Source organism: Sphingobacterium lumbrici (genome assembly GCF_006476045.1).
GTDB lineage: Bacteria > Bacteroidota > Bacteroidia > Sphingobacteriales > Sphingobacteriaceae > Sphingobacterium > Sphingobacterium lumbrici.
The window spans coordinates 328,467-353,126 of record NZ_SRZY01000023.1 but is presented as its reverse complement, the minus strand read 5'-3'; the positions used below and the strand labels follow the sequence as shown (position 1 = coordinate 353,126).

Annotated in this window: 22 protein-coding genes; all 22 read left to right on the top strand. The window is 38.8% G+C overall.

The annotated features are described in order from the left end of the window. Positions 1-21 precede the first annotated feature (21 nt). The 22 genes from E4F24_RS06930 to E4F24_RS06825 all read left to right on the top strand — a co-directional run bounded on the left by E4F24_RS06930 (position 22) and on the right by E4F24_RS06825 (position 24,658). Positions 22-1,332 (top strand): nucleotide sugar dehydrogenase, encoded by a 1,311-nt coding sequence (locus E4F24_RS06930; RefSeq protein WP_140937957.1) that lies wholly within the window; start codon positions 22-24, stop codon positions 1,330-1,332. A 260-nt stretch (positions 1,333-1,592) separates the two neighbouring features. Further along, on the top strand, positions 1,593-2,651 hold the full coding sequence (gene rfbB, locus E4F24_RS06925) for a dTDP-glucose 4,6-dehydratase (protein WP_140937956.1): 1,059 nt from the start codon (positions 1,593-1,595) through the stop codon (positions 2,649-2,651). 154 nt (positions 2,652-2,805) lie between these two features. Further along, a complete protein-coding gene (gene rfbA / locus E4F24_RS06920; protein ID WP_140937955.1) occupies positions 2,806-3,684 on the top strand; it encodes a glucose-1-phosphate thymidylyltransferase RfbA in 879 nt (292 codons plus the stop codon). A gap of 264 nt (positions 3,685-3,948) precedes the next feature. Further along, complete coding sequence (locus E4F24_RS06915; RefSeq protein ID WP_140937954.1) at positions 3,949-5,331, top strand: nucleotide sugar dehydrogenase; 1,383 nt, start codon at positions 3,949-3,951, stop codon at positions 5,329-5,331. 105 nt (positions 5,332-5,436) lie between these two features. Next, the gene (locus tag E4F24_RS06910; protein ID WP_140937953.1) at positions 5,437-6,258 is read left to right on the top strand and encodes an NAD-dependent epimerase/dehydratase family protein; all 822 of its coding nucleotides are present in this window, start codon (positions 5,437-5,439) and stop codon (positions 6,256-6,258) included. Then, positions 6,237-7,217, top strand: coding sequence for an ATP-grasp domain-containing protein (locus E4F24_RS06905; RefSeq protein WP_140937952.1), 981 nt, complete (start codon positions 6,237-6,239; stop codon positions 7,215-7,217). The genes E4F24_RS06910 and E4F24_RS06905 overlap by 22 nt, the downstream gene beginning before the upstream one ends. A gap of 3 nt (positions 7,218-7,220) precedes the next feature. Further along, positions 7,221-7,856, top strand: coding sequence for an HAD family hydrolase (locus E4F24_RS06900; protein WP_140937951.1), 636 nt, complete (start codon positions 7,221-7,223; stop codon positions 7,854-7,856). Next, on the top strand, positions 7,853-8,485 hold the full coding sequence (locus tag E4F24_RS06895; protein WP_140937950.1) for an acetyltransferase: 633 nt from the start codon (positions 7,853-7,855) through the stop codon (positions 8,483-8,485). The genes E4F24_RS06900 and E4F24_RS06895 overlap by 4 nt, the downstream gene beginning before the upstream one ends. Before the next feature lie 3 nt (positions 8,486-8,488). Beyond that, positions 8,489-9,634, top strand: coding sequence for a dTDP-4-amino-4,6-dideoxygalactose transaminase (gene rffA / locus E4F24_RS06890; RefSeq protein WP_140937949.1), 1,146 nt, complete (start codon positions 8,489-8,491; stop codon positions 9,632-9,634). Positions 9,635-9,637: 3 nt separating this feature from the next. Then, positions 9,638-10,753: a TDP-N-acetylfucosamine:lipid II N-acetylfucosaminyltransferase family protein gene (locus tag E4F24_RS06885; protein ID WP_140937948.1), complete on the top strand. Its 1,116-nt coding sequence runs from the start codon at positions 9,638-9,640 to the stop codon at positions 10,751-10,753. A 112-nt stretch (positions 10,754-10,865) separates the two neighbouring features. After that, entirely contained in the window at positions 10,866-12,674 is a 1,809-nt protein-coding gene (locus E4F24_RS06880) for an ABC transporter ATP-binding protein (RefSeq protein ID WP_140937947.1), read from the top strand. Between the two features lie 157 nt (positions 12,675-12,831). Next, positions 12,832-13,815, top strand: a complete 984-nt coding sequence (locus tag E4F24_RS06875) for a polysaccharide pyruvyl transferase family protein (protein WP_140937946.1) — start codon at positions 12,832-12,834, stop codon at positions 13,813-13,815. Between the two features lie 274 nt (positions 13,816-14,089). After that, on the top strand, positions 14,090-14,875 hold the full coding sequence (locus E4F24_RS06870; protein WP_140937945.1) for a hypothetical protein: 786 nt from the start codon (positions 14,090-14,092) through the stop codon (positions 14,873-14,875). Between the two features lie 63 nt (positions 14,876-14,938). After that, positions 14,939-15,799, top strand: a complete 861-nt coding sequence (locus E4F24_RS06865; RefSeq protein ID WP_140937944.1) for a glycosyltransferase family 2 protein — start codon at positions 14,939-14,941, stop codon at positions 15,797-15,799. A gap of 3 nt (positions 15,800-15,802) precedes the next feature. Beyond that, positions 15,803-16,933, top strand: coding sequence for a glycosyltransferase (locus E4F24_RS06860; RefSeq protein ID WP_140937943.1), 1,131 nt, complete (start codon positions 15,803-15,805; stop codon positions 16,931-16,933). Further along, positions 16,930-17,988, top strand: coding sequence for a glycosyltransferase family 4 protein (locus E4F24_RS06855; protein ID WP_140937942.1), 1,059 nt, complete (start codon positions 16,930-16,932; stop codon positions 17,986-17,988). Before E4F24_RS06860 ends, E4F24_RS06855 begins: the two co-directional genes overlap by 4 nt. After that, positions 17,975-19,051, top strand: coding sequence for a glycosyltransferase (locus tag E4F24_RS06850; protein ID WP_140937941.1), 1,077 nt, complete (start codon positions 17,975-17,977; stop codon positions 19,049-19,051). Before E4F24_RS06855 ends, E4F24_RS06850 begins: the two co-directional genes overlap by 14 nt. Then, on the top strand, positions 19,048-20,157 hold the full coding sequence (locus tag E4F24_RS06845) for an acyltransferase family protein (protein WP_140937940.1): 1,110 nt from the start codon (positions 19,048-19,050) through the stop codon (positions 20,155-20,157). The genes E4F24_RS06850 and E4F24_RS06845 overlap by 4 nt, the downstream gene beginning before the upstream one ends. Before the next feature lie 141 nt (positions 20,158-20,298). Further along, the gene (locus tag E4F24_RS06840; RefSeq protein WP_140937939.1) at positions 20,299-21,348 is read left to right on the top strand and encodes an acyltransferase; all 1,050 of its coding nucleotides are present in this window, start codon (positions 20,299-20,301) and stop codon (positions 21,346-21,348) included. Positions 21,349-21,427: 79 nt separating this feature from the next. Then, positions 21,428-22,633 (top strand): glycosyltransferase family protein, encoded by a 1,206-nt coding sequence (locus E4F24_RS06835; RefSeq protein WP_140937938.1) that lies wholly within the window; start codon positions 21,428-21,430, stop codon positions 22,631-22,633. Then, positions 22,633-23,697, top strand: coding sequence for a glycosyltransferase family 4 protein (locus E4F24_RS06830; RefSeq protein WP_140937937.1), 1,065 nt, complete (start codon positions 22,633-22,635; stop codon positions 23,695-23,697). The genes E4F24_RS06835 and E4F24_RS06830 overlap by 1 nt, the downstream gene beginning before the upstream one ends. Continuing rightward, positions 23,684-24,658, top strand: a complete 975-nt coding sequence (locus E4F24_RS06825; protein WP_140937936.1) for an acyltransferase family protein — start codon at positions 23,684-23,686, stop codon at positions 24,656-24,658. The genes E4F24_RS06830 and E4F24_RS06825 overlap by 14 nt, the downstream gene beginning before the upstream one ends. The last annotated feature ends 2 nt before the right edge of the window (positions 24,659-24,660 follow it).

The window sequence follows — 24,660 nt, the reverse complement described above, 5'->3', positions numbered from 1 at the left end:
GAACACCAAAATTATAAATAGATGAAAAAAATTGCAGTTATCGGCTTAGGGTACGTAGGATTGCCTTTAGCACGCTTGTTTGCAACAAAATTTCCAGTGGTAGGTTTTGATATTAACCAAAAACGTATTGACGAATTACGTTCAGGAAAAGATTTGACCTTAGAGGTTGAAGACGATATCTTAAATGCCGTTTTGGTAAAGGAAAACCCGTTTTCTGTCATCCTGAGCGATAGTGAAGGATCTCAAAACAGGAATGGCCTCTTCTGCTCCAACCAATTAACGGATATCGAGGAAGCTAATTTTTATATCGTAACTGTGCCTACACCGGTCGATAAAAATAATCGTCCGGATTTAACCCCATTATATAAAGCTTCTGAAACTGTAGGTAAGGTGCTTAAAAAGGGCGATATCGTGGTATATGAGTCTACAGTCTACCCGGGTGTAACCGAAGAGGAGTGCATTCCGGTACTAGAGCGTGTATCAGGGCTAAAATTCAACGTAGATTTCTTTGCAGGCTATTCGCCGGAACGCATCAATCCGGGAGACAAAGAACATACGGTAGAGAAAATATTAAAAGTCACCGCCGGTTCTACTCCGGAGATTGGTAAAATAGTAGATGCGGTATATAAATCCGTCATTACAGCCGGAACACACCTTGCACCGACTATCAAAGTAGCCGAAGCCGCCAAAGTGATCGAAAACTCCCAACGTGATATCAACATCGCCTTTGTCAATGAGCTGGCGAAAATATTTAATATCCTCGAGATCGATACCCACGCCGTATTAGAGGCAGCAGGTACCAAGTGGAATTTCCTGCCCTTCAAGCCGGGATTGGTCGGTGGGCACTGTATCGGAGTTGACCCCTACTATCTCGCACAAAAAGCACAGGAGCACGGCTACCACCCCGAGATTATCTTGGCAGGGCGTCGACTGAACGATAGCATGGGTGAGTACGTTGCCTCTCAAGTGGTGAAGACCATGATCAAGAAAGGGATCAATGTGGCCGAAGCCGAAGTATTGATGCTAGGCGTAACCTTCAAAGAAAACTGCCCCGATGTACGCAATACCAAGATTGTGGATGTGGTGCGTGCACTGGAGGATTACGGTGTCAAGGTATCCATATACGACCCTTGGGCCAATCCGGCAGAGGTCAAGCATGAGTACAACCTACTTTGTCACCCTGAGCTTGTCGAAGGGTCTCGCTTCGACGCAGTCGTCCTAGGCGTAGCACACAAAGAGTTCCTTGATCTTGATCTAGAATCTTTGAAAAAAGAAAAGGCAATAGTGTACGATGTGAAAGGGATATTGGAACATAGTGATGGTAGGTTGTAGGGGGTAGTAGTTAGAGGAGTTAGTAGTTAGGAAGCCGTGTCACTGTCGAAGAGGTTGTCACTCTAAGCAATGTCATTCCGGGCAATGTCATCTGTTTTTGTGTCATGGTGAGCGTAGTCGAACCATCTTGTTTTAAAGTATGTGATCTGGTGAATCGGATGGAAGTGATGGGGAGAAGAGGTTGTCATCCCGAGCTTGTCGAAGGAGAGAAGACAAAACTTTGAATGTCAAACAATAACACAAATAAAAAAAGAATAAAAATGAAGAAAATACTTATTACCGGTGGAGCTGGGTTTATTGGTTCGCATGTTGTTCGGGAATTTGTCAACAAATATCCGGATCATGCGATCATCAACTTAGATGCATTGACCTACGCCGGTAATTTGGAGAACCTTCGGGATATCGAAGGCAAAGCAAACTATACCTTTGTCAAAGCCGACATCACGGATGCGGCGCAAATTTTGGCTATTTTTCGTGAATACCAGCCCGACGGGGTGATCCATTTGGCTGCCGAGTCGCATGTAGACCGCTCCATTACAGATCCAAATGCCTTTGTGATGACCAACGTCATTGGTACGGTCAATTTGCTGAATGCGGCTAAAGAAATATGGGCAGATAACTACGAGGGTAAGCGCTTTCATCATGTGTCTACCGATGAGGTGTATGGTGCCTTAGGCGATACCGGTTTGTTTACGGAAACGACACCTTACGATCCGCATTCGCCTTACTCGGCGTCCAAGGCCTCTTCGGATCATTTTGTGCGGGCCTATCAGGATACCTACGGGCTGCCCATCGTGATCACCAACTGCTCCAATAATTACGGGCCGCATCATTTTCCAGAAAAACTGATACCCCTGTGTATCCACAATATATTAAACAATAAACCACTCCCCATCTATGGCGATGGTAAGTTTACTAGGGATTGGCTCTACGTCATTGACCATGCCAAAGCGATTGATCTGGTGTACCACAATGGACGAGATGGTGAGGCTTATAATGTTGGTGGATTCAACGAATGGCAAAACATCGATCTGGTCAAGGAACTGTGTAAACAAATGGACGAAAAACTGGGAAGACCGGCTGGTACATCGGCACGATTGATTGCCTTTGTCAAAGACCGGCCCGGGCATGACCTGCGTTACGCTATTGATGCGACCAAGATCAATCGAGAACTCGGATACGAACCTTCGGTGACATTCGAAGAAGGGCTCGGTATGACGATAGACTGGTACTTGGACAATCAAGAGTGGTTGAACAATGTGACATCGGGAGATTATCAGAAGTATTATGAAGGACAGTATAGGGGATTAGGCGGTTAGTTGTTAGGGGGGAGGTTGGAGGTTGTGAGGTAAACCTGCAACAAATGTCACCCTGAGCGAAGTCAAAGGGTACCACGCGAGGAGTAAACCGCAACTATAAAAAGATAAAATAGCTTTCAATAAGGAAATCAAGTAAATTCGTGCAAAGAGAAATATGAAAGGAATTATATTGGCAGGAGGATCGGGGACGCGGCTACATCCGTTGACATTGGCGGTATCTAAACAATTGATGCCAGTCTACGATAAGCCGATGATTTATTATCCCCTATCCACATTGATGTTGGCGGGTATTCGTGAAATATTGATTATATCTACGCCACATGATCTACCCCATTTTGAGCGATTGTTGGGAGATGGCGCCCATCTGGGGTGTAGATTCGAATATGCCGAGCAGGCTGAGCCCAATGGCTTGGCACAAGCCTTCGTTATTGGTGAGGAGTTTATTGGCAGTGATAAAGTGGCACTGGTCTTGGGTGATAATATCTTTTATGGGAGTGGTATGTCCCGGATCCTCCAAAATGCAACCCAGGAAGAGGGGGGAGTTGTATTTGCCTACCCCGTGCAGGATCCGGAGCGTTACGGAGTGGTCGAGTTTGACGACGATAGAAATGTGGTGTCCATCGAGGAAAAGCCCGCACAGCCCAAGTCCAATTACGCCATACCGGGATTGTATTTTTACGACAATGAGGTGGTCGAAATCGCCAAAAATATACAACCTTCGCTACGCGGCGAATACGAGATTACGGACGTTAATAAAGAATATCTCCAAAGGGGCAAACTTCGGGTAGGAGTCTTCGATCGGGGTACGGCTTGGCTGGATACAGGCACCTTTGCCTCATTGATGCAGGCAGGACAATTTGTACAAGTGATCGAAGAACGGCAGGGACTGAAGATTGGAGCCATTGAAGAGGTGGCCTATCGCATGGGCTATATTGATAAGGACCAATTGTATAAAATAGCTGAGCCGCTTTGCAAAAGTGGATATGGCGAGTATTTGAAGAAGATTGGAGGGGGACTTAGAGCGATCGGATAATTTAAGGATTCGTTAATTTGGAAATAAGAGAGGGCTGACTCCTATTTGTTAAGGTTATTTTTGAATAAAAAGGAAGGAAATTTTGAATTTAAAAGCTAAGTTTGAAAAAAGTATACGAGCCTGGAATTAAGTGGTAACGTGACGAACCAAATTGATCAGTGAACAAAGTAGTAATGGGTAACTAAGGAAGCTGAACAGAAACGAAAGTAAGGAGGCCCTTCATCTTAGGGTGAAATAAGATATAATTGATTATTGAAAAAGGCAATGAAAATAGACAAAATATGTTGTATCGGCGCGGGTTACGTGGGAGGACCTACCATGTCCGTTATCGCACAGAAGAATCCGCAGATTCAAGTAACTGTCGTTGATTTAAATCACGAGCGAATTGCAGCTTGGAACGATGCTGATTTAAATAAGCTCCCCATTTATGAGCCAGGATTGGATAAGGTCGTAGCAGAAGCTCGAAACCGTAACCTCTTTTTCTCTACAGATGTAGAAAAGGCTATTGACGAAGCAGATATGATTTTTATTTCTGTCAATACACCGACAAAGACATATGGTAAAGGAAAAGGGCAAGCTGCGGATTTAAAATATATTGAACTTTGCGCCAGACAGATTGCCGCTATAGCCAAATCTGATAAAATCGTAGTCGAAAAATCTACCCTTCCTGTGCGTACCGCAGAAGCATTGAAAAGCATTCTCGATCATACAGGCAATGGCGTTAATTTTCATGTCCTATCCAATCCCGAGTTTCTTGCAGAAGGAACGGCTATCCAAGATTTGCAGAAGCCGGATAGGATATTGATCGGTGGCGAGAACCAAGAGGCTATCCAAGCATTAGTCGATATTTATGGAGCTTGGGTCCCTACTGACCGTATTATTACTACAAACCTATGGTCTTCCGAATTGTCTAAGTTGGTGGCCAACGCTTTTTTAGCACAACGTGTGTCTTCGATCAATGCGATCTCGGAACTGTGCGAAGTGACAGGTGCCAATGTGGATGAAGTTGCCAGAGCCATCGGAATGGATAGTCGCATAGGATCGAAATTCCTGAGGGCATCCGTCGGATTTGGAGGTTCTTGTTTTCAGAAGGACATTTTGAATTTGGTGTATATTGCACGATCTTATAATTTATATGAAGTGGCAGACTATTGGGAACAGGTTATTATGATGAACAACCACCAGAAAGATCGATTTGCAGATAATATCATCAAGACTTTGTACAACACCGTAAATGGGAAGAACATCACGCTATTGGGGTGGGCGTTCAAAAAAGACACAAACGATACAAGAGAATCTGCAGCCATATATGTCGCCGACCATCTGCTCGATGAGGAAGCATTTATAACGGTGTATGATCCTAAAGTAACAGCTGAACAGATATACAAAGACCTGGATTATTTAGGAACCCGCTCTCCAGCAGAAAATCGACGTTTAGTAAAGGTAGTCAACAGTCCTTACCAGGCCTGTGAACAGGCGCATGCCATAGCGATATTGACGGAGTGGGATGAGTTCAAAGCATACAATTGGCAACAGATTTATGACAAGGTGTTTAAACCCGCTTTTTTGTTTGATGGGAGAGGTGTGTTGGATGGACAACAGTTGATGATGCAAGGTTTTACGATCTATGGTATAGGAAGGTGCTAATCATGAAGGTAATTACATTTTTATATAACAAAAATATTTCAGGTTTAGGGTTATCTGTCTTCCGAATAGCTTACTCGCTTGTTTTGGAAGTGGAAAAAATATAGCATGAAGATACTTATTGTAGGCACGAACAGCATATTGTCGCAAGCTATCTTGCGACAGCATCCTTCCGATGAAGTAGATGGTTTGTATCATTCCGTGCCAGCTGCATTGTTTGTTAATCAATTTTCACTGGCAGAACTAGAAAAGCTTAAAGATGATTACGATGTGGTATATATTGTTAGTGCGTGGATTAGCAGCCATATATCGGAGTCACAGAAGTTGTTTAGCGTGAATGTAGAATTGGTGCAAAGTATAAGTTATCAATTTCCTAAAGCTAAAGTGGTTTATTTTTCGACAGTAGCGGTCTACGATGGGCTAAGTGACACAGTTATCGATGAGACTACTCAAGTGTCACCGTCATCCATATATGGGATCAGTAAGCTTTGGGCAGAGAAAATTGTTTCGCAGCATAAGAAGTTCAGCATAGTGCGAATTTCATCGATGTATGGTATCGGAATGAAGAACATAACTTTCTTACCAAGAATAATTGACGATGCGCTGTTCGATAAACAAATTACGTTGGTTGGGGATGGAGCCCGTAAACAAAACTATATCCACGTAGGAGATGTAGCTGCTTTGGCAAAAAATATAGTGTTTTCGGATGAAAATAAAATCCAACTTGCCATCGATGAAGCAAATTACAGCAATGCACAGGTAGCTGAAATGATTAAGAAGGAAACAGGATGCAAAATTGCTTATAAAGGAGTTGATAATGCCCGTTCAGTTGAATATAAACAAGACACATTTCCGTATCCGGAATACAATTCGACCCATTTAGAGCAGGGAATAAAAGAATTAATCACATGGAAAAAAAGACAGTTTTAGTTACAGGCATAGGGGGGAATGTCGGCCAGGGAATTCTGCGGAATATTCTTAGAACAGGATATCCTATTCGTATAGTAGGATGCAATGTGACTGATTTTTCGGCGGGCAACCATCTTTGCGATGCTTTTTACAAAGTCCCGTATGCGATGGAAGAAAGTTATATGGAACGCATCAATACGATAGTGGTTGCAGAAGATGTTGACCTAATTATTCCTTCTACAGACTACGAAGTATATTATCTCGCTTTAAACAAAGCAAAGCTCAAAAATAAAGTTATTGTAAGTGAATTGAGAACAGCTCAGACCTATCTTGACAAATATATTTCCTATGAGTTCCATAAGGAGCATGGCCTTCCTTTTGCAGAAGCCTATCTACCTAAGGATTATCCGACGGGGAAATTTGATGACATCATTGTGAAGCCCAGAGAAGGAAGAGGTTCTCGTGGAATACATATCAATCCTGATGACTTATCTAGGTTTGATGATAGCTATATGGTACAAAAGCTGATTAAAGGAAAGGAAATCACCACGGCTTTTTATGTCAATAAGAGCAATGAATTGCATGGTTTTATTACCCTCGAACGCAAATTGGATAATGGGGCTACAAACGAATGTTTCGTAAACCGTGATTATGATAAGAAATTGGAACAAATTCTGATAAAGATGATCGCGGTAAATCAGTTCAAGGGAAGTGCTAATCTGCAATCTATTGTTGATGATCAGGGTAATATTGTTCCTTTTGAAATAAATTGTAGAATTTCAGGGACCAATTCCATTCGCTCGAATTTCGGGTTTGAAGATGTAAAATATACGTTAGAAGAATATTTATACGATTTAGAGCCTACAAAGGCGCAGGTGACTGAAGGAAGTGCGGTACGGATCCTAATGGATGTGATCTATCCAAGGCAACGTGATCTTTCGAAATTAAAAGATAACTCCTTCGAACATTTTATATTCTAACATATGAAAATACTATTGTTTGATGCTGCTAATACTTTAATTCATAAGCCGACACTATGGGACAGGATACGAGAGGTTTTGACCAATTATGGGTATGATGTAGATATGCGAGAGCTTAAGGAGCGACACAAGCTTCTTTCAGAAGTGATTAATTTTCCCGACAGGACTTCTGAAAGTTTCTATCGTGATTTTAATGCGGAATTTTTGTTAAGTTTGGGTATTCTTTCGACGAAGGAATTACTGGAAGAAATGTTTAACAAATGTACCTACCAGCCTTGGCAGGCATTTGATGATTGTCAATATTTGCTTGAATTGGATATTCCCAAAGCAATTCTTTCGAATTTTAATTCTTCGTTGTTTGATTTGATCGGGGAGTTAATCGGACAGGAAGTATTTGATGAGATTATTATTTCAGAAAATGAGAAAGTAAGAAAGCCTAGCTTGGAGTTTTATCAGATAGCTATCGACCGGTTAGGTGTTGATCCCAGTGATATTTTGTATATAGGCGATTCGTTAAAACTGGATTTTATTCCTGCGAAGACTATGGGTATGAAGACCTTGTTAATTGATCGTGAGGGAATATACCGTTATCCCGCGCATAAGATTTCCAATTTTAGAGAATTAAAAAACCATATATGAGACGTATCGCTATCGTAGGATCCGGGCATTTAGGCCAACAGATTGCGTATCATATCCATCAGGACACGCGCGACAAAGTGGTAGCCTTTTTTGACGACTTTCAGGTTAAAGGAACTTTGGTTCATGGAATTCCTGTAGTAGGTGGAAATAATGCCGTGACGGCAGAGTATAGTAAGGATGCGTTTGATGCTATTTTGATAGGCGTAGGATATAAACATATGTCATTCCGTAAGCAGATATTTGAGACTTTGCGTGATACAATTCCTTTCTATACATTTGTACACTCTTCTGTTTATGTAGATGAATCTGTCAAAATAGGAAAGGGTAGTGTTATTTATCCAGGCTGTTTACTTGACCAGCATGTAGAGATAGGAGACAATGTGCTCATGAACATTTCGGGGACTGTTGCCCATGATTCGATAATCGGAAACCATTGTTTTTTGTCGCCATCGATGGCTATAGCGGGATTTGTAAATGTTGACGAACAATGTGTTGTGGGGATTAATGCAACGGTCATAGATAATATATCCATAGTTGCCCAAACACAGATCGGGGGAGGAACGGTCGTTATTAAAGACATAGAACAGTCCGGACTTTATGTGGGAAACCCCGCAAGATTTATAAGATAAGATATGATACCATTCAATAAACCCTTCATAATCGGTAAAGAGCTGAAATATATAGAAGAAGCCGTGAAAAGTGGTAAAATTTCAGGCGATGGCATCTTTACAAAAAAATGTCAGGACTTCTTTCAAGACAGATATCGTTTCCCGAAAGTCCTACTCACAACTTCCTGTACCGATGCATTGGAGATGGCGGCCATTCTTTGTGATGTCAAAGCAGGAGATGAAGTGATTGTGCCGAGCTATACTTTTGTTTCGTCGGCCAATGCATTTGCTTTACGTGGAGCAATGCTGGTTTTTGCTGATTCTTGTTCGGACAATCCGAATATTGATCCGAAGGAGATCGAACGATTGATCACGGATAGAACAAAAGTTATTGTTCCGGTTCATTATGCAGGGGTAGCTTGCGATATGGAAGCCATTATGAAACTTGCAGACAAGTACAATTTATTCGTTGTCGAAGATGCGGCTCAAGCGATTGACAGTTATTATACTTTTTCAGACGGCACAAAAAAAGCGCTAGGTGCTATTGGACATTTTGCGGCCTTCTCCTTTCACGAAACCAAAAATATTATAGCCGGTGAAGGCGGTATGTTGGTGGTCAACGATGCCAAGTATTTTGAAAGAGCGGAGATTATTCGTGAAAAGGGAACGAATAGAAGTGCATTTTTCCGTGGCGAAGTAAATAAATACGGCTGGGTAGACATCGGCTCGTCCTTTTTGCCGTCAGAGATTATATCCGCCTTTTTATACGGGCAGTTGGAACATATGGATGAAATCCAATCCAAACGCATTACTATATGGAATAGATATTATGAAGAATTACAAATTCTAACTGAAAAAGGATACGTCGATTTGCCTGTTATTCCAGATTATGCTACGAACAATGCACACATGTTTTATCTTATTTGTCGTTCTTGTGAAGAACGTACAAAGTTGATTGAATTTATGAAAGAACAGGATATCCATCCAGTTTTTCACTACTTGAGTTTGAATAAAAGTGAATATTTCTTGAAAGATAATGCGAAGATAGATATTCTTAATTCCGACCATTTTACGGATCGTCTTTTAAGGTTGCCTTTTTACTATGAACTGGCTTATGATGACCAAGAGAAAATAATTGAGATGGTTAAAAAGTTTTACTCTGTTTTTTAAGATATGGAACTAAAGCGAATTGTGAATATCATGCCGGATGATAAGTTTTTGGATTATTATATTGAGATGTCTGAACAATATATTCCGAATCGGTCTACGTATCTATTTGTTGAGAAGTATGACGAGTTTAAATATGTAAAAAGTAATCACCCAAATATTATGAAGGTTCCTCTGGGTAATATCTTAAAACATGACGTAGAAAAGCTTTTTAAGGGTGTCGATGTTGTGGTTTTCCATAGCCTTAATGTAGACTTAGCTTCTTTAATCGATAGACTACCAGGTAAAATTAGAAAAATTTGGATTTTTTGGGGGTTTGATGGATATATTACCCAAAAAAAAAATAAATATATCAGCACGTTAACTTCTCGGCTTCGATTCCCGAATACCGTGCGAGGGTACTTAAAATATATAAAAAATCGTTGGTATACAGATCAGACTATCTCAAAGTCAGGACGTATTCATACAAAGATGATTAAAAAAATGGATTACTGTGCGACTTGGGCAAAAAATGATTATATGATGGCTAAGTCTATTCATCCAGATATAAAGTTTTTCTATTTCAATTATTATACAGAAGAGTTGATGAACTTTCCAACACCAAGAATGATCAACATGGAGTTGAGTACGATTATGCTTGGGAATTCCGGGTCGGAATATAATAATCATGAGGCCGCGCTTGACTATTTAAAAGACATTGGTTTTAAGGGAAAAATATATTGCCCGCTTTCCTACAATGGTAGTATTTACTATCGAAAGAATATTGAAGAAATTGGCAGGAGGTTTTTTGGTGAAAACTTTATACCGTTAAAAGATTTTCTACCATTGGATGAATATCAAAAAATCATAAATTCTTGTGATGTTGTATGGATGAACCACAAAAGACAGCAAGCTGCCGGCAATCTAGTCGCAGCATTTTACACCGGTAAGGTTGTCGTTTTGGATCAAGACCATCCGTTATTGGATACTTTTAAAGAATGGGGACTAAGCGTGTATCATCGAGATATTTTAGTAACTAAAGATGTCAAGCTGGAAGAGCTGGTCGAGAATCAAAAGGTAAAAAGCTTTTTAAAAAAAGAACATAACAAGGCATATTTTTCTTTTTTGATCAATCAGTTGTAAATATTCCAGAAGATATTTGTCGTTTACTAATGCCGATCTATATTAGATAGTGCATAAAATAATTGAAAAACTTAATATTACCTTTGCCAATAGAGTACAGTTAGCATATACTATGAAAGAAAAATGGAAAAACACAAAGAGTTTTTTTGCTGATAAGTTTAAAACCTTATATTACTTCTATAAGTATCTCGGCAACAAGATTTTTATCTTGTTGTTCTTCAATTTCCTGATGGTATTGATGGACGGTCTTGGACTGACCATGTTTGTGCCATTACTACAGATCGCAGATGGTGCCAATAATGCAACCGGAGGAAACGAAAAACTGATCAATGGGGTACAACAGGCTTTTGACTTTATAGGGGCAGAGCTAAATGTTCTAAATATGCTCATTCTTATCGTGACTATATTTGTGCTCAAAGCTCTCTTTGTCTATTTTACCTTAAAATATCAGGCGATTGCGTTGCAGAGCATAGCCAAAGCGATACGTGCCAATCTGAGCTACGGTGTGAGAGATTTGTCCTACAAAGAGTTTGTGCATACCGATGTGGGGCGTTTGCAAAACTCCCTGACAGGTGAGTCCCATCAAGTTGCGGCTGCATGTAGCCAATATTTGGACACGATCAAGAATGGCATGATTGTAACGGTCTATCTAGGGTTTGCTTTTTTTCTGGACTGGAAATTCTCCATATTGATCGTCTTGGGCGGTATTCTGACTAATTTTATTTATAAGCTCTTTTATACCCGTACCAAAAATCTGTCGCGTGCGATTACCAAGAACAATCACCGTTATGGCGGTATTGTAATCGAGACCGTTAATCATTTTAAGTATTTAAAGGCGTCCGGTAGAAATAGGGCTTTTGTTTCTCGAATGATTAACGAGCTAAATGATTTGATTCAGAATAATATAAGAGTGGGTAAACTAAATGCAAGACTGACTGCTATGCGTGAACCTATGATGATTATTATTATCTGTATTGTGATTGCACTGCACCTTCTTGTCTTTCAGTCTACCCTATCGGCCGTTTTGATTATATTGGTCATGTTTTACCGGGCTATGACCTATATTATGGCTCTTCAGACAGCATGGAATGGTTTCTTAGCTAATACGGGAGCTTTGGAAAATATACAGGACTTTGAGCACTATTTGAACACCCATAAAGAAAATTTTATCGGAGAGGAACACCTTCCCCGCATTGACCAGATACAGTTGAGAGATATTTCATTGAGTTATGGAGATTTTAAGGTCTTGAATAATATTGATCTGGACATTCTCCGTAACCATTCCATTGCTTTGGTGGGTGAGTCGGGTTCGGGCAAGACTACCTTGGTTAACCTCATTTGTTCCCTGCTCCCTTACGATGTGGGGACATTCCGGATAAACGGGTCGGATATGAAGGCCTTTCACAATACCGACTTTCGGGACAAGGTCGGCTATATTACCCAGGAACCCACTATTTTCAATGCCGATATCTTTGATAATGTGACTTTTTGGAGCGAGCGGACGGCTGAAAATCTGGAGAAATTCTGGCAAGTGATTGGAATGTGCAGTCTACTAAAATTTGTCGAAGGTTTACCCAAGCAGGAAAGAGAAATATTGGGCAACAATGGTCTCAATGTTTCCGGGGGACAGAAGCAGCGTATATCTATTGCGCGTGAATTGTTCAGAGATGTAGAGCTGCTGATCATGGACGAAGCCACATCTGCTCTCGATTCTGAAACAGAAAAGGAAATCAAGGAAAGCATGGAGGCTCTACAGGGAAAGGTGACCCTTATATCCATAGCGCACAGGCTATCCACTATCCGTAATGCGGATAGGATCTATTTGATGGACAAAGGACAGATCGTAGCTTCAGGAAATTTTGAAGAACTCAAACAAAAGTCGGATTATTTTACGAAATTAGCTGAATTACAGGGGTTGTAATTATGGGAATATATGCAATTGTTCCGATTAGAGGTGGTTTAAAAGGTAAAAAACACAACTTATCAATAACATTCCGTCAATAAGATTGTAAATGAGTTTTCTCGTGATGAGTTTTGTGACAAAATGAGAGTTTGATATTGGTAAGTGTGAAAGAAGTTTGGAAAAAGATAAAAGGCTGTTAATATCGGTGAAATTTGGAGAAGAAATGAAAAAAAAAGTAAACGTTTTTTGGTATAAACATAATGAAGGACAGGGCAACTTTGGAGATGAGTTAAGTCCTTTTATTATTGAAAGGCTATCAGGGTTAAGGGTTGCGTATGTTGACATTCGCTATCTAAATGATGATAAGTGGATGGCGATTAAAACCCTTATAGTTAATTTGTTGAGGCGTAATATAGGAATGGGTAAGTTTTTTAAGTTCCTTTGTTATAATTTAATCTCTAAACCTAAGGTTCTCCTTGCGGTTGGTAGTATCCTTCAAATAACCAAAGCTAGTAACTATAATATTTGGGGTTCTGGTGTTATTTATTCTAGGGCCAAATTTCCAAATCATCGGTTTTGTGCGGTTAGAGGTGACTACTCCAGACAAAGGATAAAAGAACTTGGGTATAAGGATCCTATAATAGTTGGTGACCCAGCCATTTTATTGCCATTAATTTATAGCCAAGAAAGAAACAAAAGGTATAAAGTAGGAATTATTCCACATTTTATGCATTACAAAGATATAAAAGAACATTTCTCCATGAGAGATGTACTGGTCATCAACTTGTTAGATGATTTTGAGAAAATAATTTCGGAGATTTGTTCTTGTGAGATTACCCTTTCAACATCTCTGCACGGCATTATCGTTTCTCACAGTTATGGCATACCATCGATTTGGGGTGACTTTTCTCAAACTAAATCCAAAATTAACGGTGATAATGTTAAGTTCAAAGATTATTTTTCATCGGTTAAGCTACCGGAATATCTGCCCGTAAAGATAGATTGGGGGGGGGATAGGGAAAATATTCAAGAAAAAATTCAAGAATTAACGATAAGATATAGTGATGTATTATTACCTGATATTAATCTGCTGAGAGAATTGCAAAAGGGATTAATTGAAGTTGCTCCATTCCCTGTTAAAACAGAGTATAGAAAATGAAACCGATAGTGTCAATCATGGCAGCTATGAAAGTATCTTGAGAAATCTAAAAGTCATTAGATGTGCTTTTACATATTGAATATTTGATAGAAATGCCTAAAGTGATAGTTTGATGTATGCTCCAATTAGAGCAAATTTGTCTTTGTTAATGGATTATCCACATCAAAGAAAATGGAGATGCTTCTCTAAAAGAATATATCGAAATGTTGCGCTGATCCAATCGTATTACAGGGATGACTTGTGAAAAATATTGAATTAGAGGAAATTTAGTAAGATGAATAAAATAAATGATTTGTTGGAGCGTCTGTTTAATGTACGGTTGATAAGGTCAGCACCTTTACCAAAGAAGCAATCTGTGCATAAAAATATGGTGGTAGAATTCTTTGGTACTTCCGGTGTCGGGAAATCGACTTTATGCAATTACTTCATAGAAAGAACTACTGTCAAGGAAAAAATTCTCCAAACGGCAGACTTGGTGCCGTATGTTCGCGATAAGCGAGTAAAACTAATTGGCATCTATGATGCTTTACTTTCTGCCAAGATCGATGAGGTCGCAGCAGCCCCTTACGCAGGATTTCAAAAATTTAATCATATTATTTATTGCCATAATGTCATATCTATAGCATGTATGATTAAGAAGTATTTAAACGATAAGATCGTTATCCTCGATGAAGGGCTTTTCCAGATGTTTGGTAGGCAAATACAAAAGTTGGAAGATGATCCTCAATTACAAGAATTATTTGATAAAACCATTTTAATACATTGTACTGCGTCAACTGATTTTATTTATAACAATATTCAGAAAAGAGCAGAAAATGAAAAAATAGTTCAATTATTTCATCAAAACCAAAATAAAGAAGAGCTCTATCGCCTTGTAGAAAAGAATGTCGCGGATATAAATAGCTTCGTACAGCAGTTGAAAAAGAAAGGAGTTGCTATTCTTGAGATAAATACGGAAAATCTGTTGAGTCACAATCATGAATTAATCGAAAAGTATCTTGAAACGCAGATTGCTTCGTCGCTGTGTTCCTCGCAACAGTGTCCGACTATTGGCGGATGACACTTTTTTTGTCGTTAGATAGAGATAAATAATTTCACCCGATATAAAATATACTATTTCACCATGATATCTGTCATTATACCTACATATAAATCCTGGGACTTACTTTTGAAGTGCTTAGATGCACTTTCGGTACAGTCTTTCGAGGGCGAATTGGAAATAATCATTGTGAACAACGATATTGATCCCTCCTTTCCGGAGGAAATACAGCAATATAAAAATGTGGCTTTATTGCATGAACTGAAAGAAGGGGCTTATGCTGCTCGGAATAGAGGGCTTGAATATGCTAAAGGGGAGATAGTAGCCTTTACAGATGCGGACTGTATCCCGGATAAAGATTGGTTGAAAAACGGCGTAAGCAGGCTAATTCAGTCTCATGCCGGTGTTGTCGGAGGTGATGTCAAGATTTTCTTTAAAAACCCGGAAAAACCCACAGCCGCGGAAGTTTATGACAGCTATACCGGTTTTGATCAGGAAGGATATGTTAAACATGGCCATTGTATCACGGCGAATTGGTTCAGCTACAAAAGAATAATCGATGAATTCGGCAGATTTAATGGTGAGCTGAAATCTAATGGAGATTCCGAACTATCAGGGAAAATATCAAAACAATATAGTGTAATTTATGAAAAGGACGCATTGGTTTTACACCCTGCGAGATATTCTGTACACGAAATTGTAATCAAGTATAAGCGATTACTTGGAGGCACCTTTGTAAGGTTATATAAGAACAAGAAAGGTAAGGGATTGGGAATGCATGTGCTTAAATTTCTCGCACGAAGAATCAGATTCAATTTAAACATATTTAGCAAGGGGAAAATTTCAGATGGATTCAAAATATTGTATGTTCATCTATTTTTATTACCGGCTATTATAAAGGAATATTTTGTAATTATTCAAACTGGTCATACCGAAAGACGTTAGTATATGCCTAAAAAAATCAAGATCCTCCATATCCAAGAAACTATAGCTTCGGGTGGGGTAGAACGGGTTAAACTTTCCCTCGCAAAACATTTGGACAAAAGGAAGTTTGACCAAAAATTTGTTTGTACAATTGCCGCAGGAAATATTCCCGATGAAATCAGGGCAGAAGGATTTGAAGTGATTCCCATTGGCCAGTTGAAATCGCCTTTTGATTGGCAGTACCATAAAAAAGTACAGAAAATCATTGAAGACTATCAACCCGACATTATCCACGGAGCAGTTTTCGAAGGCGTAACCATGGCAGCTGTCAATGGTTGGTTCAAGAAAGTTCCGGTCATTATTATTGAAGAAACCTCTTTTCCTATTTACCGCAGTTGGAAAGCACATTTATTAATGCAGATGTTTTCTAAAATGGCTACCAAAGTGATTGGGGTTTCGCCAGCTGTTTCGGAAGAATACCTGAAAGGCAAACTAAAACTATCAAACAATAAAGTTGTATTGATAAATAACGGGGTTGCACTTCCAAGAGCGGTCACCACTTTAGAATTACAGGCAGCAAAAAACCATTGGGGATTTAAAGAGGAGGATTTTGTGATAGGCTCGGTGGGTAGGATGTTAGACGATTCCAACAAAAGATTTTCGGATTTGATTCGTGCTTTTGCGGAGTTTGCAAAAGGAAGAGATGAGGTAAAACTACTGTTAGTGGGCGATGGCCCAGAAAGACAATCTTATGAAGTTTTATCAAAGGATTTGGGTGTTGCAGACCAAGTCCTTTTTGCGGGTTACCAATCCGATGTTTCCTTGTTTTATCAAATGATGGATGTCTTTTCATTGGTGTCCACACACGAATCTTTTGGTTTGGTTTTAGCGGAAGCTATGCTAAATAAATTACCCATTTTGGCAACTAAAGTAGGAGGAATGAAATATATTGTGGAGAATGATATTACCGGATTACATGTTGAAACAAAAAACGTTGCAGATATAACCAGAAAGATAGAATTTCTTTACCAAAACCCTAGTGTTCGTACCCGCATGGGAAATGAAGGATTTCAAAAAGCAATGAGGGAATATACAGAAGATAGTTATGTGAAAAAAATCCATGAACTTTATTATTCTTTAGTAAGTAAACCATGAAAATTCTACGATTAACTACCTTACTGGATTTCGGAGGTCAAGAAAAACAATACATCAGTTTTACCGAAAAGCCTGAATTATTAAAGTTTGAATATGAATTTGCGGCCATTGGCTATGGAGGAAATGCCGAGCGGGTATTAAACGAGAGGGGATATAAGGTTCATGTTTTAAATCGGAAGTTTTCTATTAAAAATCTTTCCAATATTTGGGCGGTTTATAAACTTATAAAAAAAGTTCAGCCCGATGTAGTACATACAGCAGCAGCCGAAGCTAATTTTCATGGAATCATTGCGGCTAAACTCGCCGGCGTCAAACACATCATAGGAGAAGAAATAGGGATCCCCAATCATTCGTCCAAAGCACGAAAAGTTTTTGCCTGGGTGTATAAATGGGCAGGTAAAGTGATTTGCGTGTCCCAATCTGTGAGGGATCATTTGGTGAAAATAGGCGAAATCCCAAAAGAAAAGGGAATGGTCATCTATAATCCGGTAGCAATGCCTAAAAAATACACTCCAAATCCATCGGATAAATTTCAAATTGTTTATGTCGGGCGTTTGGAAAAAGTGAAAAATGTAAAAAGTCTTATCGGAGCTTTATCCGAAATCGACCATGAAAATGTCGAATTAACCTTGGTGGGCGATGGTCGCGAAAGAGAAAATCTGGAAAACTTAGCCAAAGAAATGAAGCTTTCGGATCATGTGGTTTTTGAAGGCTTCCAGCCCGAACCCGGTAAATATTTAAGTGCAGCCGATCTTTATGTTTTGCCTTCTTATTCCGAAGGTTTTGGGATTGCCGCAGTCGAAGCGATGCTTTTAGGGATTCCTGTTCTCTGTTCTAATGTAGGGGGAATCCCCGAATTTGTAAAAGATGGAGAGAACGGATGGTTGTTTGATCCTAAGGATCAGAAAGAGTTAGCATCGAAAATGAGAATGCTCTTAAGTCTGAAAAAAGAAGAACTGAAAGAAGTTGGAATGCAGGGTTTCAATTCAGTCAGCAATGTCTTTACAGAAAAAAAATATGTGAAAAGTTTAGAGAATCTCTATGAAAACAGCTAAGTCTAAAACTAAAAATATTGTTTACGTCATCAATCAGTTTTATATGCACGGTGGTATTCAAAGAATGATCAGCCATAAAATTGATGCTTGGATTGATAATTTCGGATATAAGGTGACTGTCATTACATTAAATCAAGGCGATAATACTATCGTTTATCCACCGAAGAACAATTTTAAACTCATAGACTTGGGCGTGGAAGATGCTAATAAGCATAAATTAAAGGACTTATTTGTCTTCACTTCTAGGTTAAAGAAAATTTTAAATCAAGAAGAGCCTGATTTGGTAATTACCTCCCTAACAGGTATACCATCTTTAATCGTCCCACTGATTAAACCCCAGATTAAAAAAGCACTTGAAATTCACAGCTCTGGAGCATTATCCGTAACAAACAGTTGGAAGTATAAATGGATTTTTTTAAATTGTTATCACAAAGTTGTATTGCTAAACGAAGATGAAAAGCAGTATTATAAACTAAGCAACCTTACAGTAATCCCGAATTTCATTACTTCTGAGCCTCATAAAGACATGACGTATGAAAATCGTAAGCCCACTATTCTTGCAGCGGGAAGAATCCACCCGGATAAACAATACGATCATTTGATAAAAATATGGGAACTTGTCTACAAAGAGCATCCCGATTGGAGTTTAGAAGTGTATGGCGACGGCGATGCGAAACTATTGAATCAATACCAAGAATATATAACGCAAACTCAATTGGAACGTATAGTGTTTAAACCTGCTACCCAAAAATTAGAAGAGGTGATGAAAGGCGCTTCTTTATTTGTGCTTACTTCTGATACCGAATGCTTTCCTATGGTTTTAATCGAATGCAAAAAGTCTATCCTTCCTGTTATTTCCTATGATTCTCCCAATGGGCCTCGACACATCATTAGTAATGACGGGATTTTGGTGGAACACAATAATATAAAAAACTTTGCCTCAGAGCTGTCAAATCTCATTAAAAATGAGGAATTAAGAAAGCAACTGGCGAACAACGCGTATGTGAACCAAATTAAGTTCTCTTCCGTAGAGGTGATAAAAAAATGGAATGAATTGTTATGAGAGATAAAGCAAGAATTTATTTGCCCGGTTTAAACGGCATCAGAGCTATTGCAGCCTTTGCCGTTGTTATATCACATACAAATGGACGATTGGACGAATTCGGTTTAGCAAAGCTTCCTTATTGGGATTTAGCAGGATTCGGAGTAACTATATTTTTTACCCTAAGCGGTTTTCTCATAACTTATTTATTGCTGAAAGAACTTGAAAAAACCGGGACTGTTAAGGTTAAAAAGTTTTATGTGAGACGCCTTCTCAGAATTTGGCCACTATATTATTTTTATTTGTTTCTAATCCTAGCAATTGTTGGGTTCAGTGCTTTAGGAAATACTTTTTTTATGTATTTAGCAATATTGCCAAACATTGCGAACGGTTTTATAACTTATGAAGCACTTCCTTGGGCTATTCCTACTGCATCGGCAATGTTCCTTATTGGGCATTATTGGTCGCTTGGGGTGGAAGAGCAATTTTATTCCTTTTGGCCTTGGGTCTTTAAGAAGATCAAAAATATCTTTTTGTTTTTGGTGGCATTTCCTGTTTTGTTTTTTTTGATAAAAGTAGGGGCAAAATACGCTCAACTCTCCGAACCGATTCAATTCATTCTCCATTATTCACGGTTTGGTTGTCTCGCAATTGGTGGGCTTGGAGCATATATTTTTATTAATAAAAAAGATTTGATAAAACCTTTGATGAAGCCCATTATACAAGTGTTGCCTTGGCTGTTATTGGGTTTAATAGCCTTCAATAAGTTTCATGTTTTCTCAATAATTGATCACGAAATTGTATCGATATTTATTGTCGTGCTTATTATTAACCAAATTTCGGATTATAGACCAATCATAAGTTTAGAAAATCGATTATCTGATTATTTAGGGAGAATTTCCTTTGGGATATATGTCTACAATCCCTTATCAATATTTATCCTTTATTCTTGTGCACAGAAATATATACTTTTGCCAGATACCATTTTATCGTACATTATTGTTTATATTTCTGTTATTTTATTGAATGTATTTTTAGCTCATATCTCCTATTTCTATTTCGAATCACGATTTTTAAAATTCAAAGACAAATTTGCTGTAGTAAAAAGTAAAAGCAGTGCCTCATGAAAAACTTCTCTTCATCACTTGGGATGGTTGACAGACTAGTTATATGGAAAGATTGTTCATACCTCGCTCTTATGAGGTTGTGCTACTTCATCAACAAAAGAAAATAATAAAAAGCCTAGAATAGATTTTTTAACTATACTAATGAAGACAGATAAAATCAGTAAGCAATATGAATGGATTGACTCTATAAGAGTTTTAGCAACATTAAGTGTGATTTTTCTACACGTTGCAGCTCCAGCAGTGTACCAATATGGGAGTGTTTCAAATTTTGATTGGTGGATAGGGAATATTTATGATAGTTCGGTTCGATTTTGTGTTCCCGTATTTTTGATGATTTCGGGTACTTTAATTTTATCTAAAACTTATGAAAGCACAGGAGAGTACTTAAAAAAGCGAGTTCTGAGAATATTGTTTCCATTCTTGTTTTGGAGTATTATCTATATCGCAAAGGATTTGTTTCTTAAAGTTAATAGGGGAGAAGTCTTGGGTTTTATCGAAGTTTTAGAGTTTATATTTCTTGCCTTGAAAAATGGAGCAAGTTTTCATATGTGGTACGTTTATTTGATTATTGGACTTTATTTATTCTTTCCGATTATTGGGAAATGGATAAATAAAAGTAATGAACACGAAATAAGATATTTTCTTGGGATTTGGACACTGACAGTATTTGCTCAATTACCAATTGTGAAAAATATGGTTCCCAACATTGATATTACTTATTTTTCAGGATATATCGGATTTCCCATTTTGGGATATTATCTAGGTAGCTATACTTTTGATTTTAATAGAAAAAAAGTAGTTTATGTTTTGTCAATTTTGACTGGAATTTTGATCACAATATTTGGAACATTTTTTATTACCCATTATCACCAAAAATTCACTGATTGGTTTTATGCTTATCTAACCCCCAATGTAATACTTGTTTCTATTGGAGTGTTTTTGTTTTTCAAAGATTTTGTAAACCTCGGTAAAAAGACAGCTTATATTATACTATTTTTTAGCAAGTATAGTTATGGGACATATTTAATCCATATTTTAGTACTGTGGGTATTACAACAAATTGGTTTTTCTTATTCTTTTGTTAATTCAATAATAGGAATACCGGTAACAAGTGTGCTATGTTTCTTGATCTCAACTTTTATTGTTTTTGGTTTAAGTAAGTTACCTATGGGAAGATATATAGCAGGATGATTGTGACAGAGACGGCCCCTAACGAGGGAAAATTAGTTGGAAAAAAAAGATATAAAATCTGCGAAATCGTAAATAGCCTATGAAAAAAGTTCTCTTCATCACTTGGGACGGGCCGCAGACTTCCTATATGGAAGGTTTGTTTCTGCCGATTTTTCGGGAGGTCATGCAGCAAGATTCAAGTTTGAAATTTCATGTCTTGCAGTTTACGTGGGCTGATGCGAAGAAAATTCGAAAAATTGCGGGCGCGGCACAGGAACTAAGCGTATCTTATCATGCTATTTCTATTCATAGAAAGCCGATAGCTACGATTGGAAGTCTCGTTAGTCTTTGGCGAGGAAGTGCGCAGATCGCTGACTATGTGAAGACGCATGAGATAGATATAGTAATGCCGCGTAGTACATTTCCGGCGTTTATGGTGAATCGCCTAAAGAAAACAGCCCGTATGCCTCAGATCATTTTCGATGCGGATGGTTTGGCGATTGATGAGCGTGTGGACTTCGCCGGTTTGAAAAGGGGTAGTCTACAATACAAATGGCTGAAGTCCATCGAACGGAAAATGCTGGTACAGGCAGATGCAGTGATCACGCGTTCACAAAAAGCTATCGAAGTGCATCTAAAAACGATAGGTGAGCATTATAGGAATAAGTTTTCGGTCGTGCTGAATGGTCGGAATGTCAGGCAGTTTGCCCCTGATCAGGCGATTCGGCAAGCGGCTAGGAAAGAGTTGGGGATATCAGATGAGTTGCTATGGGTATATGCGGGGTCCCTCGGTCCTCAATATTGTTGGGAGGAGATGTTGCAGGTCTTCGGACTATCCCAAAAAGAGCGACCTTCAAAATTTTTAGTGTTGACCGGTAATCGGCAATTTGCGGAAGATAACATACCGGATCGTTTGAAGGAACATATTATGGTGAAGTCGGTCGACTTTGAACATATTCCGTTTTACCTCAATGCCGGAGATGTGGCCTTTGCTTTACGAAGGCCGACATACAGTATGCAGGGCGTGGCACCGATTAAATTGGGAGAATATCTGTTGATGGGATTGCCGACTATAGCCTCAAGCGGTATCGGTGATACAGACGGTATACTGCAAAGTTTTCCCGAATGTTTTATCTTTGACCATAAAATGGAATACGAACCGCGGTATGTAGCAATCAAAGCATGGATGGAGAAGGTGCCTACGATGTCCAAATCTCTTATTCGAGAGAAGGCAAAGCCTTTCTTTTCGATGGAGAAGGCGGGAGAGAGTTATCGGCAAGCTATTAGCAAGCTAAGGAAAGTTTAATGAAGGTACTTTATTTAACAAAATATTCACGCAATGCCGGCAGCAGTAGACTGCGGAGCTACCAGTACTTTCCATTCCTCCGAGAGCAAGGCATTACGATTGAGGTCAGCCCGCTGTTTTCAGAGCGTTACTTAGCGCAATTGTATGCGGGGAAGTCGACCAAAGCAGAAGCTTTGAAGGGGTATGTACGTCGCTTTTGTAAATTATTTTCGGTCAGGAGGTATGATAAACTTATTATAGAAAAAGAGTTGTTTCCTTATCTACCGGCTTGGTTTGAACGAGTTCTTTCTTGGTTGGGTATCAAGTACATCGTTGACTACGATGATGCCATTTTTCACAATTACGACCAACATCCCAATATATGGCTACGCAAGCTATTGGGAGATAAAATTGATCAGGTTATGCGTTACAGCGACTGTGTGATAGCCGGTAACAGCTATTTAGCGGATCGGGCGCAACGGTCCGGAGCAAAGGAGATTACCATTATCCCGACTGTCATTGATATCGATCGCTATCCGGAAAAAGCATGGTCTGATCCCGTAGACAAACTCGTAGTTGGCTGGGTAGGGACAAAGTCTACTTTTGAAAAGCATTTTATGCTGTTGGCCGATCAGGTGCAGCGGCTGACAATGGCCTATCCAAATCTCTTTTTCCATGTCATCGGTGCGCCTGACAACGGACAGTTTAATGATCAGGTTCGGTTTATCCCTTGGTCAGAGGATACGGAGGTGAGCGAGATTTTAAAATTTGATGTTGGGCTGATGCCTTTGGTGGATTCGGATTGGGAGAAGGGCAAATGTGCCTATAAGCTAATCCAATATATGGCCTGTGGGATACCGGGGATTGCTAGCGCCGTAGGGGCGAATGTAGAAGTGGTGAATGAGGAGAATGGTTTTTTGGCAAAAAGCACTGGAGATTTTGAAAAAATAATCATCGGATTGGCAAGTGATCCTGCATTGTTGTCGGCAAAGTCGCGGTCTGCCAGAAAGGATGTAAAAAGACAGTTTACATTACAAGTACATCGGGAGAACATTTTAACTATATTAAAAAATGGAACAACGTAAGTATCTGGACATATTGCAGGTATATCGTGGGATTGCCGCATTGGTTGTGGTAATTCATCATACTATTCCTTCTATTTTGTTTTTTAATAAAATAGATTGTCCTTCTTTGTTACAGATAAGTGCATTGGGCAAGTTGGGTGTGGATTTCTTTTTTGTCTTATCGGGATTTATCATTGCGTATACGAACTTGGGAAAACCTGTAGAAGTAAGGGATTATCTTTTGAAACGAACGATGAGGATATATGTGCCGTATCTACCTATTGGTATTGCAATCTTGGTGCTTTACCTAGTCTTGCCACAAATCTCCGCTAGTGACCGGGAATTTAATATATTAAATTCTTTGACACTTTTCCCCATAGGGAAGCCCGCCCTCTCCGTAGCCTGGTCCCTGTCTTATGAAATGTTTTTCTATTTAATTTTTATTGTCTGTATATTAAGTAGAAAATGGTTTCATATTCTTGTTTTTTTGTGGTCTGCTTTGATATTTATATCACTCGGTATGGATATAAAACTTAATTCTTTTTTATTGAGCTTTTATATATTGGAATTTTTCATTGGATATGCTTTGGCCTATGGCATAATATTCGATAAACGATATGTTTATTTTGTAATACTTACTTTGACTGCTATCGTGAATTATTTTATATTACCTCATCCGGTTTTTAATATTACAATAGCGTTGGCTTTTTCCTTATTGATTTTTGTGTCGATAAACTTTCGTAATTTCCGGTTGTATAATACCAATATTTTTATGCTTATAGGTGCCTGCTCTTATTCCGTTTATTTGCTTCATAATCCTTTGCAAGCATTTTTAGTTCGAAAATTGACATTCATTCCAACAGAGTATGTAATTATAGTGGTCATGTTGGTTGTTCTTGCTTGTTCTTTGGTAGCAGGTTATATTTACTATCGTATATTTGAGAAAAATCTCACTAAAAAAGTCCTTGAAAAATTGAATTAGAG